We start from the raw sequence: 14,001 nt of genomic DNA, 5'->3' as shown, positions 1-14,001 counted from the left end.
GTCCCGCCCGTCACCGGGGTGCGGCGGATCACCGCAGGCCAGGCCGGTCGGCGTCCCGGGACGTCCCGCCCTGTGCCGGGGAACTGCCGTGCGCCCGGGGGCCGGTGGCACGCTGCGTCGGGTCCAAGGATCCCGTCGGAAGGAACCCACGCAGTGCGAGCGAACGCGATGCGGCCCCGGGGCACGCGGCGCGCCCCCGGGCGCGGCACCCACAGGTCCGCCCCCTCCGCGCCGGACGGCGCCCGGCACACGGCGGCACGGCACACGAGGCCACGGCACACGGCGGGGGCCGTGCCGGGGCCGGCCCGGCCGCGAGCCCGCGGGGGCTCGGCGCTGCTGGCCCTGCTGCTGCTCCTGACCGGTCTGGTCGCCGCCGCGGCCCCGGCCGCGGCCGCGCCGTCGTCCACGGTGCGCCATGTGCAGATGAACCTCGCCGGTCTGGGCTACCTGCCCGCGAACGGGGTGGACGGCATCGCCGGCCCGGTCACCGCGGCGGCGGTGCGGGCCTTTCAGACGGAGAACTGCCTGCCCGTGGACGGAATCGCCGGACCGCGGACCGGATCCGCGCTGACGGGGAAGGTCACCGCGGTGCAGCGCGCGGCCGGAGCCGCGGCGGACGGGCTCTACGGGGGCGCGACGCGGTCGGCGGTGCTCGCCTACCAGCGCGCCCAGGGCCTGCTGGAGGACGGGATCGCCGGGCCGAGGACCATGGCCGCCATGGGCATCGCCCGAGGGGACTGCGGAGGCGGCGGGGACGGAGAAGGAGGCGGCGGGCTGCCCTACCCGTCCTCGCATGCGCTCCAGGTCCAGTGGAACCTGGCGGGCATGGGCTACCTGCCCTGGTCCGGTGTGGACGGCATCAGCGGCCCGCAGACCCGGGACTCCCTGCGCGCCTTCCAGCGCGACGCCTGCATCGCCGTGGACGGCGTCGCCGGGCCCGTCACCGACTCGCGCATGGCACGGCAGGTGCGCCGCGTCCAGCAGAAGGCGGGCGCCGCCGCGGACGGGGCCTACGGCCCCGGCACCCGATCCGCCGTGGAGCGGTACCAGCGGGCCAACGGGCTGGCCGCGGACGGGGCGGCGGGCCCGGTGACCATGCGCGCCATGGGCATCGACCGGACCATGTCCTGCGGCGGCGGGGACGCGGGCGCCGACCCGCTCCCCCCGGCGGCGGGCTCCACGCGCGAGAGGATCGTCGACACCGCCCGCAGCCAGCTCGGCGTGCGCGAATGGGGCGCCAACTGCAACCCCTACGGCTGGTGCGACGCCTGGTGCGCCATGTTCGGCACCTGGGTGTGGCAGAAGGCCGGAGTGGACGTCCCCACCTACGCGTTCACCGGTGCCTGGTTCAACTGGGGCCTGGGCAACGGCCACTCCTCCTGGGGCTACGACGGGGTCCGCGCGGGGGACGCCGTCCTGTACGGCAGCGGCCCGTCCTCCGTGTCGACCAGCACCCACGTGGACCTGGTCGAGAAGGTCCACGCGGACGGGAGGCTCACCGTGATCGGCGGAAACGTCCGGGACGCGGTGACGCGCCGCACGATCGACCCCGCCACCGCCGGGATCTACGGGCACGTCCGGCCGTGAGCGCCCGGATGCTCCGCAGGTGACCGGCAGGTGACCCCGGGTCGTCCGCGGAGCCCGGCGACCGGTCCCGGCGGCGGGGCCGGTCGCCGGGCCGCGAGCGCGCCGCGGGCACCCGGTTCCGGCCGCGCCGGCCGCTCACCCCGGGACCGGCGAGGGTTCGGGCAGGGGTTCGTCGCCCCCGGCGCCGGTGCAGCCCTCCTCGCCGTCCGCCGTCCGCCAGCAGGCCCGCACCTCGGAGGGGGTGGGCACGCCGAGCATCGCCGTGAAGGCGGCGCGGGTGCGGTCCCCGGGCACCGTGGCCGCGTGGGTGCGGCCCCCGGACACGGCCGTCACCTCGTCACCGGGTGCGGCCCAGGTCATCCTGGCCCATGCCGCGCGGCACACGCTGCTGTAGCGGACCTCCACATGGGCCCGACCGACCCGGCCGGCCGCGGCCGTCCAGGCGTCGCCGCCGCAGCCCTGCTCGACGGGGTCGAGTCCTTCGCAGGCAGCACCGTGGCAGTGGGCGACCATCCCCTGCAGGGGGCCCTCGGTCTCGCGGACGGCGGCGCCCTCGCCCTGCCCGTCCCCCGTCCCCCACGGCGTCCAGAGCGCCAGCACCAGTGCGGCCGCGGCCGCGGCCACCGCGCCCGGCAGAACGGCCGCGAGCGCACGGGGCCGGTTCCCGGGGCGCACCGGGGCGGCCCCGCCCGCTTCCGTGACCGGCGCGGAGGCGGGTGGTGCGGAGGTGGCGGGCGGCGCGGGGGCTTCAGGCCCGGAGGCGGCGGGCGGGGAGGCCGGTGTCGTCCGGCCCCGTCCGCTGGCCGCCTGCTCCGCCAGCTCCCACAGTGCCAGCAGCCGCGCGGAGCCGTCCCCCGCGTGCCGCGCCAGCGCCACCACCGCGGATCTCGGCGGCAGATGACCGCCGTTCAGACAGCGCTCCCAGGAGCTGCTGCTGTACGCGGTCGCCCGGGCGAGCGCGGCGAAACTCCACCCCAGCGCTTCCTTCGTCCGCCGCACTTCCTCGACGAAGCGCAGGACGTCGGGTTCCAGATCACCGGGCACGGCCTTGCGCGCCGTCATGTCCCCACCCCCATGGGCCTGTCGCGTCCCTCGGCCTGCCTCCCACTCTCCCATGCCGCGGGGCAGCACCCCGGGGGCGAACGCCGCGCGGCCGCGCTCTGGCGGAAAACAGCCACCTGCGCGGTGCGCGGGTCCGCCGGTAGAACGGCATGCATGACTGCTTCCCGACGGCACCTGATCCTGGTCGCGAGCGTGGCGGTGCTGGGCACCGCCTGTTCCCCCGCCGCCCCGCCGCCCCCGTCCGCGGACCTCCCCGACGGCCGGGTGCACGTCACCGGGGAGGGCCACCCCGGCGACGACTGGGAGGACGAGGGCCTGCTCGGGGAGAACCTGCCGGTCCGCAGCGACCTGGCGGCGATGTGGCAGTCGGTGCTGTGGGCGGACGGATACCTGCGGCGCTCCGACGTCGACTGCCACTACGCCGGAAGGACCGTGGAGGCCACCCGTGTCTGGCAGAGCAACCGGGGACTCGCCGCCGACGGGATCGTCGGCCCGAAGACCTTCGGCCGCGCCGGCCGGCAGCTCCTCGCCAGGGACGGTGCGATCCACTACGAGGGCGCGGAGCACACCGTGCGGTTCCGGCGCGACCAGGACGGCCGGTACAGCGTCCTGGACGGCGGTACGCACAAGCCGCTCCGCAGGGACCGTCCCACGCTCAGCAGCTGCGAGGAGGCAGCCGGGTCGTGACCGCGGGCCCGGCGCTACCCGAGGGGCCCGGAGTGCACCCGGTTTCCCGCGTCCACACACGTCTGGACGTCGTCGAACACCGCGCAGAACTGCACGCCGGAACCGAGCCTGTCGGGCGCGGGCAGCATCCGGGAACGCCCGCTCCCCTCGCGCTCCCACCGCTGCCCCGCTCCGGGCACGCTCAGGGCGATCCCGCGGACCCCGGCCGGCGGTGCCGCCTCCCCCCAGACGGTGGCGCACGCCGGACTGTGGAGGAGTTCCACCCGGTGCTCCCCCCACTCGTAGCGTCCCAGGGTGCGCCGGTCCTCCACGCACCCGGTGCGGCGGGCGTCGAGCCCCGCGCAGGAGTCCCCGCGGCACGAGGAGGCGGCCTCGGCGCGCACGTCCACCGGCCATGCCCCGCCCGCGCGTCTCCCCTCGGGCGCGACGGAGGCCAGCGCCGCGGCGAGCAGCAGCGCCACGAGCACACCCGCCCACAGGCGCAGCGGAATCCCCCCGAGCCCGCCTCGCGTGCGGTGCGGCTGCGGACCGCCGGCAGGCGGGGCGACGGCCTCCGGCACCCCGGGCTCCGGCTCCGGCGTCTCCCGCTCCGGTGTTTCCCGCTCCGCGGCGGGCGGCGACGCCCGGACCGCTTCGGCCGCCTCCCACAGCACCCGGAGCCGCACCCGGTCCGCGTCGTCGACTCCGGTCAGCCCGGCGAGCGCCTCGGCGGCGTCCCACGGGGGGAACGCGAGACCGTTGAGGTAGCGCTGCCAGGAGGAGGGGCTCCGGGACGTCCGGTGCGCCAGCGCCGTGAGGCTGGCCCCGGCCCGGTCCTTGAGTACGCGCAACCGCAGTACCAGGCGCCGGTGTTCGGGCGGCAGGTCCGCAGGCAGTGGACGCCAACGCGCCATGATTCCCTGTTCCTCCCCTTGTTCGGCGGTGCTCGTCCGGGCTCCGTCCAGTCTCCCCGGCCGTCCGTCCCGCCACCCTGCCCGCCCCCCTCGGACCGGGTGGGCGGAACACACGGGCCCCTCGGACCGGGTAGGCGGAACACACGGGCCCCTCGGACCGGGTGGGCAGGGCACACGGGCCCCTCCCCCGGTTCCGGCCCGACCGGCCGCGGTCGGCGCCGGGCCTCCCCGGTGGCGCGGACCGCACGACCGCACCGCGCACCGGCGCCCGGGCCCGGCGGCGCTCCCGGTTCCCGTGGCCGACGCCCGGGGTTCACCCCCGGCTGCTGGGATGCGCACATGGTTCCCCCTCACCCCCGATCGAGGAGCACCGTGTGAATCTCGTAGTCAACGGCGACGCCGAGAGCGGCCCCGGAGGCTCCGCCGAGCCCGTCGCCGAGGTGGCCGGCTGGGAGGTGCGGGACGGGGCGCCCGCGCTCGTCCCGTACGCGCTCGGGGGCGGCTACCCCGGGCCCGGCGACCCCGGCCCGGCGGCGCGCGGCAGCCGCTTCTTCTCCGGCGGCAGCAGCCCCCGGACCGTGCTGGTCCAGGACATCGCCCTGCCCGAGCGCGGCCGCACCGGACGCCGCGCCGTCGACGCCGGCCTGGTGCGGTACACGCTGGCCGGATGGCTCGGCGGCTACGCCGGCCAGGAGGACGGCGCCCGCCTGTCCGTGGAGTTCCGGGACGCGCGCGGCACCCCGGTCGCGCTGTCCGTGCTCGGCCCCGTGACGGCCGCCGAACGCTCCTCGCGGACCGCGCTCGTGGAGTGCGCGGCGACCGCCGCCGTGCCGCCGGGGGCCCGCAGCGCGCGGGTGCTGCTGGTCCTGACCCGCGCGGGCGGAACGTCCAACGACGGCTACGCCGACGCCCTCTCGCTCACCCTGGCCACCGGAGGACACGCATGACCCGGCTCGACCGACGCGGACTGCTGAAGGCGGCCGGTGCCGCCGGTGCCCTGGGAGCCGTCTGGCCCCTGGCCGCCGGCCTGTCGCCCGCCCGGGCCCTTCAGGCCGCCGAGGCGCTCGGGGCGGACTACGACCCGGCCCCGTTCACCCTCGGGGTGGCCTCCGGCGACCCCCGTCCCGGGAGCGTGCTGCTGTGGACCCGGCTCGCCCCCGAGCCGCTGGCGGCGGAGCAGCAGCTGCCCGAGGTCGTCGAGGTGGACTGGACGGTGGCGGCCGACCGGGGACTGCGCCGGATCGTGGCCCGCGGGACCACCACGGCCTCCGCGACCCTCGGCCACAGCGTCCATGTCCCGGTCTCCGGGCTACGCCCGGGAACCCGTTACTGGTACGCCTTCCGCGCGCTGGGCAGGCGCAGCAGGGTCGGCCGGACCAGGACCGCGCCGGTCGGCCGCGTCTCCTCCGTCCGGTTCGCGGCCGCCAACTGCCAGGCCTTCCACGACGGCTTCTACGCCGCCCACCGGGGCATCGCGCGCGAGGACGTCGACTTCGTCGTCCACCTCGGCGACTACATCTACGAGCACGGGCAGGTGGGCGGCGTCCCCGCCGACCACGTCCGCGACCACGAGGGGCCCGCGGCCTTCACCGTCGCCGACTACCGGCGGCGCCACGCGCTCTACAAGGGCGACCGCTCCCTGCGCGAGGCGCACGCGGCACACCCGTGGTTCCTGACCTGGGACGACCACGAGGTCGTGAACGACTACTCGGGAACGGCCGGGGCCGCGCCCTTCGTCCGGCGGCGGGCCGCCGCGTACCAGGCGTGGTACGAGAACATGCCGCACCGCGACGCCGGCGGAGCCGCCCTCGCCCTCCCGGACCCGGAGATCCACCGGGTGCGCCGCTGGGGCGACCTGCTGGAACTGACCGTGCTCGACCTTCGCTCGCACCGCTCGGCGCAGAACCTGCCCGACGGGACGATCCTCGGAGCCGCCCAGAAGGCGTGGCTGAAGCGCACCGTCGACCGGGCCCCGGACTCCTGGCACGTGTGGGCCAACTCCATCATGCTCAGCCAGTTGCGCGGGCGCCCCGGCGGCCCGTACATGTTCACCGACCAGTGGGACGGCTTCCTCGCCGAGCGCACGGAGGTCCTCGGGCATGTGCACCGGTCCGGTATGGAGGACCTCGTCGTGGTCACCGGCGACTGGCACTCGGCCTTCGTCGACGACATCCGGCCGGACTTCGACGACCCCTCGTCACCGGTGATCGGGACGGAGTTCACCGCCCACTCGGTGACCTCGGGTGCCTACTCGGCCGACTGGAACGCGCACAACGGGCCCGTCATGGGTGCGGCCAATCCGCACCTGAAGTACTTCGAGGGCAACCGGTACGGCTACGACGTCTACCACGTCACCCCGGAGCGCTTCAGCGCCCGTATGCGGGTCGTCGCCGACCGCCGCGACCCCGCCTCACCGGTCACCACGCTGACCACCTTCCACGTGGACCGGGGCCGGGCGGGTTCCTACGAGGACCCGGCGACGAGGAACTCCCCGGCCCAGTACCGGCGCGACTGAGCCGCCGCCCCGGCGGCCCGCCGGGAGCGACGCTCCGGGTGATGGCCCGTCAGGCCGATGGCTGGCGCGTCGACGGCCGGCCGGAGCACGGCCGTCGACGCCCCTTCGGGCATCTGACGCCGCGGCCCCGGCGCAGTGCGCCGGGGCCGCCGCTACCCGGGCGGGACGCGGAGGGCGAGGATCGCGGTGTCGTCGCCCCCCGGCGCGGGGCGCAGGTCCGCGAGGGCGTCGCAGAAGCGGCCCAGCGGGGCCCGGGCGAGCGGGGCCGCGGCGCGCTCCAGCGCCGTCATCCCCGTGTCCAGTGCCTCGCCCCGGCTCTCGACGAGCCCGTCGGTGTAGAGGACGACCGTGCTGCCGGGTGCGAGGTCCAGGCCGTGGTCCGGGCGGGGGTGCCCGGGGTCGACGCCGATCGGCAGTCCGGGCTCGCCGCTCAGCACCCGGGCGGAGCCGCCCGGGTCGACCACCAGGGGCGGCAGGTGGCCGGCCGAGGTCCAGTGCATGCGGTAGCGGCCCTCGCCCGCGCGGTGGATGCGGACCAGGCACGCGGTGGCCACCGGGAGGTCGGTGATCGCCTGCTGGATGCGGTCCATGCGCCACAGCGCGGAGCTGGGCGGGCCGCGCAGCTCGTACAGCAGGGCCCGCAGCATGTTCCGGGTCTGGGCCATGGCCGCGGCGGCGTGGAGGTCGTGCCCCACGACGTCGCCGATCATCATGGCGCAGGACCCGTCGGGGAGCCGCATCGCGTCGTACCAGTCCCCGCCGACGTGGTGCCCCAGGCTGCCTGCCGGGCGGTAGAGGGCGTGCGCCTCGTAGGGGCTGAGGTCCGGCAGGCGGGGCACCAGCAGGCGCTGGAACCGCTCGGCCCCCTCCCGCACCGACTGGAACAGCCGTGCGTTGTCGATGGCGACGGCCGCGGCGCTCGCGAGGGCGGTCAGGACGGCCTCGTCGTGCTCGTCGAAGGCCAGCCCGTCGGTGCGGTCGGCGAGGTAGAGGTTGCCGTAGACGCCGTGGCGCCCGCGGATCGACACCCCCAGCAGGCGGGTCATGTCCGGATGGCCGGACGGGAACCCCACGGACTCGGGGTGCTCGGAGATGGCGTCCACGCGCAGCGGCTCCGGGTCGCGGATGAGGTGGCCGAGCAGTCCCCGGCCCCGGGGGAGCTCGACGTGCGCGAGGGCCCGGCGCTCGTCCTCGTCCAGGCCGACGGGGATGAAGTCCGACAGGGCGTCCCCCGAGGCGTCCAGCACCCCGATGGCACCGTAGCGGGCCCCCACCAGATCCTGGGCCGTCCTCAGGAGCGTCTGCAGCAGGACGGGCAGCTCCAGCTCGCCGGTCAGCGCGTGGAAGGCGCCCAGCAGGCCGTGGAAGTGGTCCTGGGCCCGTGCGAGGGACCGGAGCCTGACGGAGATCTCCTCGAGCTCGCCGTCCACCCGTGCCCGGAGTCGTGCGAACGATTCCGGCCCCTCTGTCGCCATAGCCCCTGACTAGCACGATTCCCCGGTCCTCGCGCGGGACCGGGCCGCGCGGGACCGATGCCTGCTGGACCGATGCCTGCGGGACCGATGCCTGCGGGGCCGGCGGGGATCAGCTGTTGCCGACGGGCAGCGGGTCCCGTGTCATGAAGGGAGGACGTGGGCGGGCACCGGGCGTGTCCGGTGGGCCCCGTCCGGGCGGCGAGACGAGGGAGGTGCCCCGTGGCGGATGACCGGGTGGCGGGCACGGTCGTGGTCGGCGTGGTCGACGCCGAGGGGCAGCACAGGGTCGTACGCCTCGCGGCCGAGGAGGCGGAGCGCCGGGGCACCGGCCTGCGGATCCTGCACGCGGTCGAGTGGCCGCTGCCGTCGGGCTCCTCCGGGGAGGGGGCCGCGGACGAGACGTACGTGAACCGGGCGGAACGGGTGACGGCACCGTTCGCCGCCACGGTGATGCGGGAGTTCCCGCAGCTGAGCGTGGCGGTGGAGCTGGTGACCGGCTCCCCCACGGCCGCGCTGGTGGACCGGTCGGAGGAGGCCGCGCTGATCGTGCTGGGGCACCGCGGCACCGGAGGGTTCGCCCGCCTGCCGCTGGGGTCGGTGAGCCTCCAGGTGGCCACGCACGCCGCCTGCCCGGTGGTGGTGGCCCGGCCCGGCGGCCGGGCGGAGCGGGACAACCGCGTGGTGGTGGGCGTGGACGTGCACGATGTCAGGCCGGCCGTGCTGGACTTCGCCCTCCACGCGGCGGCGATCCGCGGGGCCGCGCTCGACGTGCTCCACGCCTCCACGGCGCCGAGCCTGCTCGCCACCGGCCCCGCCGGGCCGCTGCGCGTCGGCCACGAGACGGCCGTCGACGCGGAGCAGGACCCGCTGGAGGAGGTGGTCGCCCCCTTCCGGGCCGCGTACCCGGACCTGGAGGTGCGGGTGCGCGCCGAGCACGGGCACCCCGCCCGCGTCCTGGTCGACGCCGCGCGCCGTGCCGAGCTGCTCGTGGTCGGGACGCACGGGCGGACCGGGCTGAAGCGGCTGCTCCTCGGTTCGGTGAGCGGGGAGGTGCTGCACGCGGCGGAGTGCACCGTCGCCGTGGTGCCGGCGGAGCGCTAGCCGTACCGCCCCGTGCCCCCCGGGGGCGCCGCCGGCGGTCGACAGCCGCCGGTCCCGGGACGATGCTTGAAGGAGTACAGCGGTGCCGCCTCGACGAAGGGGCTCGGAGATGGACTGGTGGATCTGGCTCGTCATCGTGGTCGCCGTGCTCGCCGCGGCCGCCGCGGCGCTCGTGGCCCTCCAGGCACGGCGGCGGTCCGGCGGGGTGATCGCGCAGGGGCGGCGGCCCCGCAGGAAGAGGGCCGGGTCGTGACCACCTATCTGCGGGCGAGCGAGATCATCAAGAAGCCGGTGGTCACCCTGGGCGGCGAGGACGTGGCCCAGGTCAAGGACATCCTCTTCGACGCCGCGCAGGGCCGGATCCGGGGCTTCACCCTCACCGGCCGCGGCCTGCTGTCGGGCCCGCTGCACCGGGAGCTGCTGTGGAGGAACGTCCACCGGCTCGGGCCCGACGCCGTGATGGTCCGCACCGCGAACGCCCTGGAGGACGACGACACCACCGCGCAGAGCGCGGTGGAGGGGCCCGGCGGCGGGAACGTGCTGGGTGTCGCCATGACGACCCGCAGCGGCACCCGGCTGGGGACGATCACGGACGCGATCATCGAGACGGGCACGACCCCGGTCGTCGCCGGCTACGAGCTGGAGAGCCCCGAGCACGGCAGCGTGCTGGTGCCCGTGGCCGGGCCCGTCACCGTCTCCAGTGAGCGGGTGCTGGTGCCCGACGAGACCGCCGAGCACAGCGCCGGCACCCTGGAGAGCTTCGGCACCGCGGCCGAGGGGCTGCGCCGGCGCCTGGAGCAGGACGCGCAGGGGGAGCAGGAGGACTGAGCGATGCTGTTCACCCGGGCCCAGGGCGAGGACGTCGTCGAACTGTCCAGTGCGGCGACGCTCGGGACCGTCACGGCGTGCACCCTCGCACCGTCCCCCGCCCGCATCTCCGGACTGCGGCTGAAGACCCGCGGCCGGGGCGGCCGCCACATGCTCGCCTGGAAGGACGTGGAGTCGTTCGGCCCGGACGCGGTGACCGTGCGGGACGCCTCCCGCCTCCACAGGGAGAAGGAGATCGAGGCCGGGCAGCAGACCCATCCCGACCACGACCCGATCGGCAAGCCGGTGCTCACCGAGGCGGGCGTGGCCCGGGGCACCGTGCTCGACATCGAGTTCGACGAGCAGACGGGGCGGGTGAGCCGGCTGCTGACCGCGGAGGAGCAGTTCTCCGGCGACGACCTGGTCGGGGTGGGCGGCTACGCGGTGGTCGTCGGCGACTCCTGACGCCGAGGCGCCGCCCCGCGTCCGACAGCGGGTGGGCACCAGGCAGGGCGGGGGCGCGCGGTGGGGCGCGATGTTCCCCGGCTCCGGAACCAGGGGACCCTTCCTCCCGACTACTGCGGTGTCCGGGGGTGAACCGCCCCCGCGTCGTGCTGCGGTGAAGGGTGTGGGATGGGCGGGTTGGACGTGCGCATGCGCGGGGTCACATGCCGGCACGGCCGGGTGGAGGCCGTCTCGGGGGTGGACCTGGAGGTCGCCGCCGGCGACCGCGTGGCCCTGACGGGGACCAACGGGTCGGGCAAGACCACCCTGCTGCGCGCCGTGCTCGGGCTGCACCGCCAGGCGGGGGGCTCCATCCTCGTCGGGGGCCGCGGCACGCGCACGGCCGCCGAGTGGGCCTGGCGGCGCCGCAGTTGCGCCTGGATTCCGCAGAAGCCGGCCGCCGGACGGTTCCCGCTGCTCGGCGCCGAACTGCTGGACAGCAGCCACGCCCCGGCGGAGGCCGCCGAGGCGGCGGAACGCCTCGGGGTCGGCACGCTCGTCGGCCGGCCCCTGCACACGCTCTCCGGCGGGCAGCTCCAGCGGATGTACCTGGCCCGGGCGATCGGCTGCGTCGCCGCGGGGGCCGAGGTGCTGCTCGCGGACGAGCCGACCGCCGCCCTGGACTTCGAGGGGCAGGCGGAGGCGGCGGACGTACTGGCCTCCCTGCCGGTGACCCTGGTCGTGGTCACCCACGACCGGGCCCTCGCCGAACGGTGCGACCGGGTGCTGGAGATGGCCGCAGGGCGGCTGCGGGAGGTCCGGTGAACGCCCTCGCGACGGCCGACGTCGGTGCGCTGCTCCAGCTGGTGCCGGTGCAGCGGGCCGGGCTCGCCCTGCTGCTGGCGGCGGTCGGCCTGCCGGTCATCGGGGTGATCATCGTGGGGCTGGACATCATGCCGGTCCGGTTCGCGATGATGCACGTCGCCCTGCTGGGCATCGCCGTCGGGCTGCTGACCGGGCTCGACCCCATGCTGTGCGCGCTGGTGGCCTGCGCCCTGGCCGGGGCGGGCGTGGCGCCGCTGGCCCGCACCCCGGACGGCCTGTCCGGCGCCATGGGGCTGCTGATGAGCCTGGCCATCGCCGCGGCGCTGCTGCTCCTGGCCGTCTCCGGGGTCAACGCCTCCGGCGCCTTCGCCCTGCTGTGGGGCTCGATCCTGTCGGTGGGCTCCCCCGACCTCGTGGTGCTCGGCGCCCTCGCCGTCGTCGTCCCGGCGCTGTTCTGGTGGCGGCGCCGGGACATCGGACTGCTGCTGTACGACCGGGAGCTGGCCCAGTGCTCCGGGGTACCGGTGCGGGCGCTGACGGCGGCGCTGCTGGTACTGGTCGCGGTGGCCGTGGCGGGAGCGATCAAGCTGACCGGGGCGCTGCTCGTCGACGCCCTGACCCTGCTGCCCGCCCTGGCGGCACGCCGCCTGGGCAGCTCACTGAAGTCGATCACCCTCTGGGCGATCGGTATCGGGGTCGTGGTGAACCTGAGCGGGTTCCTGCTGGCCCTGTGGCTGGACTGGCCCCCAGGCCCGGTCCTGGTCCTGATGGCGGGGGCGGTCGTCCTCGCCGTGCATCTCGTATCCGAACGGAGAACCAGCCCATGGCGCGCACCAGCGTCCGCATCCCTTCCCTCCTCGCACTGAGCGCGGTCGGCCTGGCCCTCGTCACCGGCTGCGGCGGCGGCGACACCGCCTCCCCCTCCGGCGCCTCGGCGCCCGCGGCGGGGGCGACCGCCTCCGAGGCCGCCTCCGAGGGCAAGGAGAAGCCCGCGGTCGTCGTCACCACCACCTGGGAGGGGGCGTTCGCCAAGGCGGCGGGTGCCGAGGACGTGACGGTCATCGTCCCCCAGTCGGTGCACCACGCCCCCGACTACGACCCCAAGCCCTCCGACCTGACCGCCGTCGCCCAGGCCGACTTCGTCCTCTACGCCCCGTTCGAGCCGTACGCCGAGAAGATCAAGGAGTCGGCGGGCTCCTCGGCGAAGCTGGTGGAGGTGAACCTCGACAACGACCCGGACAAGGTCAAGGCCGAGGTGGACAAGCTGGCCGCGCTGTTCGGCACGGCGGACGCGGCGACGCGGTGGAAGAAGACGTTCGACACCGAGTACGGGAAGCTCAACAAGGACGTCCGGGCCGCGTGGCCCGGCGACCGGAGCCCGGTGGTGGTCACCCAGCTCTTCACCGTGTGGGCGGCGAAGCTGGCCGGGGTGTCCCCGGCCGGGACGTACGGGCCGGAGCCGGTGACCCCGGCGCAGCTGGCGGAGCTGTCGGCGAAGAAGCCCGCACTGGTCCTGGACAACGCCCACATGTCCACCGGGACCGTGCTGCCCGACTCCGGTGCCGAACAGGTGAAGATCGTCAACTACCCCGGCGAGGACCTCGATCTGCTGGCGGTCTACCGCGACGCGGCGGCCGGGATCAAGAAGGCCATGGGCGGGTCCTGACCCTCCGCCGGGTGGACCCGGCGGCCGCGTGCGGGGGCGTTGTGCGTCGACTGCCCCCGTACGCGGCTTCCGCCCGTCTTCTGCGCCCTGTGAGTCGCGTCACCGGCCGCCGGCAGCGCTGCACCCCCGAGGCCGCACCTCCCCGCCAAGCATCCCGCGCGGTGGGCAGGCTGACGGGGTGTCGGCCGGGAAGCGCCCCGGCGGCCTCCGGGGGCCCGGCCCGGCGTCCCCGGGCGGCGGGGTTATTTTCTGGCCGTGCACGGACCCGGGAACTGGCCGAGGCGGACCCGGACGGGTCTGCTGGGTGCCTCGGCGTGCCTGCTGCCGGGAGCGGTCGGCCATGTGGCCGCGGGCGGCCGGCTGCCCGGCGCCGTCGGCCTGGCGGGCGTCTTCGCCGTGCTGGCACTGGTGTGCACAGCGCTCGGCGGGCTCCGCCGCCACCGCTTCGCCGCGACGGCGCTGTTCCTCGGCGCCGTCCAGAGCGTGCTCCACCTGGTCTTCCACGCCATGACCGGCGGCCACGGCGCCCCGGCCGCGCAACCCGGCGCGGGCGGGGCCCACCCGGGGCACGGGCACCACGGCATGCCGTCCCACGGCGCGGACGCGGCCCCGGCGGGGACCTCAGGGCACGCCGTGGACCCCGGGATGACGCTGGCCCACACGCTCGCGGCGCTCTGCGCGGCGGTCTGCCTGATCCACGGCGAGCGCGTCCTGGGCCGGCTGGCCGGACTGCTGCTCCGCCCGCTGCTGCGCATCCCCGCGGCACCCGCCGTGCCGGTGCCGCCCGGACGGCCCGGGCCGGGCCCCGGCCCGGCCGCGGCGGCCCCGCACGGAGTCCTCCACTCCCGCGTCCACCCTCGGCGCGGCCCTCCGCGGGCGACGTACGCCTGACCACCACCCCGCCCCGTCCGGCGGGTCCCCTTCCCGCACCGGCGGCGC

The 14,001-nt window shown here is 76.3% G+C and carries 15 protein-coding genes; 12 read left to right on the top strand and 3 right to left on the bottom strand.

Going from position 1 to position 14,001, the window contains the following annotated elements:
- Positions 1-291: 291 nt before the first annotated feature.
- Positions 292-1,587 carry a peptidoglycan-binding protein gene (locus ACGF15_RS14365; RefSeq protein ID WP_392798951.1) on the top strand — a complete coding sequence of 432 codons (1,296 nt, stop codon included), beginning with the start codon at positions 292-294 and terminating at the stop codon, positions 1,585-1,587.
- Between the two features lie 135 nt (positions 1,588-1,722).
- Here the strand turns inward: ACGF15_RS14365 and ACGF15_RS14360 are convergent, their stop codons facing one another.
- Positions 1,723-2,649, bottom strand: a complete 927-nt coding sequence (locus ACGF15_RS14360; protein WP_392798948.1) for a DUF2690 domain-containing protein — start codon at positions 2,647-2,649, stop codon at positions 1,723-1,725.
- 153 nt (positions 2,650-2,802) lie between these two features.
- Here ACGF15_RS14360 and ACGF15_RS14355 point away from each other — a divergent pair, with 153 nt between their 5' ends.
- A complete protein-coding gene (locus ACGF15_RS14355; protein WP_392798945.1) occupies positions 2,803-3,336 on the top strand; it encodes a peptidoglycan-binding protein in 534 nt (177 codons plus the stop codon).
- Between the two features lie 14 nt (positions 3,337-3,350).
- On the opposite strand, the gene ACGF15_RS14350 is transcribed toward ACGF15_RS14355, so the two are convergent.
- Positions 3,351-4,229 (bottom strand): helix-turn-helix transcriptional regulator, encoded by an 879-nt coding sequence (locus ACGF15_RS14350; RefSeq protein ID WP_362608234.1) that lies wholly within the window; start codon positions 4,227-4,229, stop codon positions 3,351-3,353.
- 374 nt (positions 4,230-4,603) lie between these two features.
- On the opposite strand from ACGF15_RS14350, the gene ACGF15_RS14345 reads away from it, so the two are divergent.
- Together ACGF15_RS14345 and ACGF15_RS14340 are read left to right on the top strand one after the other, a co-directional pair.
- Complete coding sequence (locus tag ACGF15_RS14345) at positions 4,604-5,176, top strand: phosphoesterase (RefSeq protein ID WP_362608236.1); 573 nt, start codon at positions 4,604-4,606, stop codon at positions 5,174-5,176.
- On the top strand, positions 5,173-6,744 hold the full coding sequence (locus tag ACGF15_RS14340) for an alkaline phosphatase D family protein (protein WP_362608238.1): 1,572 nt from the start codon (positions 5,173-5,175) through the stop codon (positions 6,742-6,744). Before ACGF15_RS14345 ends, ACGF15_RS14340 begins: the two co-directional genes overlap by 4 nt.
- Positions 6,745-6,896: 152 nt before the next feature.
- On the opposite strand, the gene ACGF15_RS14335 is transcribed toward ACGF15_RS14340, so the two are convergent.
- The gene (locus tag ACGF15_RS14335) at positions 6,897-8,219 is read right to left on the bottom strand and encodes a GAF domain-containing SpoIIE family protein phosphatase (RefSeq protein WP_345615017.1); all 1,323 of its coding nucleotides are present in this window, start codon (positions 8,217-8,219) and stop codon (positions 6,897-6,899) included.
- A gap of 219 nt (positions 8,220-8,438) precedes the next feature.
- Here ACGF15_RS14335 and ACGF15_RS14330 point away from each other — a divergent pair, with 219 nt between their 5' ends.
- From ACGF15_RS14330 to ACGF15_RS14295, 8 genes are all read left to right on the top strand, one after another.
- A complete protein-coding gene (locus ACGF15_RS14330; RefSeq protein WP_392798940.1) occupies positions 8,439-9,320 on the top strand; it encodes a universal stress protein in 882 nt (293 codons plus the stop codon).
- Between the two features lie 109 nt (positions 9,321-9,429).
- Positions 9,430-9,573 (top strand): hypothetical protein, encoded by a 144-nt coding sequence (locus ACGF15_RS14325; RefSeq protein WP_345615019.1) that lies wholly within the window; start codon positions 9,430-9,432, stop codon positions 9,571-9,573.
- Positions 9,570-10,148 carry a PRC-barrel domain-containing protein gene (locus ACGF15_RS14320; RefSeq protein ID WP_345615020.1) on the top strand — a complete coding sequence of 193 codons (579 nt, stop codon included), beginning with the start codon at positions 9,570-9,572 and terminating at the stop codon, positions 10,146-10,148. The genes ACGF15_RS14325 and ACGF15_RS14320 overlap by 4 nt, the downstream gene beginning before the upstream one ends.
- A gap of 3 nt (positions 10,149-10,151) precedes the next feature.
- Positions 10,152-10,592, top strand: coding sequence for a PRC-barrel domain-containing protein (locus ACGF15_RS14315; protein ID WP_345615021.1), 441 nt, complete (start codon positions 10,152-10,154; stop codon positions 10,590-10,592).
- 168 nt (positions 10,593-10,760) lie between these two features.
- Positions 10,761-11,396 (top strand): ABC transporter ATP-binding protein, encoded by a 636-nt coding sequence (locus tag ACGF15_RS14310; RefSeq protein WP_345615022.1) that lies wholly within the window; start codon positions 10,761-10,763, stop codon positions 11,394-11,396.
- Entirely contained in the window at positions 11,393-12,262 is an 870-nt protein-coding gene (locus ACGF15_RS14305) for a metal ABC transporter permease (RefSeq protein WP_345615023.1), read from the top strand. Before ACGF15_RS14310 ends, ACGF15_RS14305 begins: the two co-directional genes overlap by 4 nt.
- The gene (locus tag ACGF15_RS14300) at positions 12,220-13,062 is read left to right on the top strand and encodes a metal ABC transporter solute-binding protein, Zn/Mn family (protein WP_392798934.1); all 843 of its coding nucleotides are present in this window, start codon (positions 12,220-12,222) and stop codon (positions 13,060-13,062) included. Before ACGF15_RS14305 ends, ACGF15_RS14300 begins: the two co-directional genes overlap by 43 nt.
- A 255-nt stretch (positions 13,063-13,317) precedes the next feature.
- Complete coding sequence (locus ACGF15_RS14295; protein ID WP_392798931.1) at positions 13,318-13,953, top strand: hypothetical protein; 636 nt, start codon at positions 13,318-13,320, stop codon at positions 13,951-13,953.
- The last annotated feature ends 48 nt before the right edge of the window (positions 13,954-14,001 follow it).

This window comes from Streptomyces sp. NPDC048001 (assembly GCF_043203115.1).
GTDB lineage: Bacteria > Actinomycetota > Actinomycetes > Streptomycetales > Streptomycetaceae > Streptomyces > Streptomyces sanyensis.
Note: the sequence above shows the minus strand (reverse complement) of the source record. Positions and strands in the feature narration are given on the sequence as shown.

Excerpts from the sequence above, each read along its gene's own strand:
- ACGF15_RS14360 (WP_392798948.1), bottom strand. The coding sequence starts at position 2,649 with ATGACGGCGCGCAAGGCCGTGCCCGGTGATCTGGAACCCGACGTCCTG.
- ACGF15_RS14355 (WP_392798945.1), top strand. The coding sequence starts at position 2,803 with ATGACTGCTTCCCGACGGCACCTGATCCTGGTCGCGAGCGTGGCGGTG.
- ACGF15_RS14350 (WP_362608234.1), bottom strand. The coding sequence starts at position 4,229 with ATGGCGCGTTGGCGTCCACTGCCTGCGGACCTGCCGCCCGAACACCGG.
- ACGF15_RS14340 (WP_362608238.1), top strand. The coding sequence starts at position 5,173 with ATGACCCGGCTCGACCGACGCGGACTGCTGAAGGCGGCCGGTGCCGCC.
- ACGF15_RS14335 (WP_345615017.1), bottom strand. The coding sequence starts at position 8,219 with ATGGCGACAGAGGGGCCGGAATCGTTCGCACGACTCCGGGCACGGGTG.
- ACGF15_RS14325 (WP_345615019.1), top strand. The coding sequence starts at position 9,430 with ATGGACTGGTGGATCTGGCTCGTCATCGTGGTCGCCGTGCTCGCCGCG.
- ACGF15_RS14315 (WP_345615021.1), top strand. The coding sequence starts at position 10,152 with ATGCTGTTCACCCGGGCCCAGGGCGAGGACGTCGTCGAACTGTCCAGT.
- ACGF15_RS14310 (WP_345615022.1), top strand. The coding sequence starts at position 10,761 with ATGGGCGGGTTGGACGTGCGCATGCGCGGGGTCACATGCCGGCACGGC.
- ACGF15_RS14300 (WP_392798934.1), top strand. The coding sequence starts at position 12,220 with ATGGCGCGCACCAGCGTCCGCATCCCTTCCCTCCTCGCACTGAGCGCG.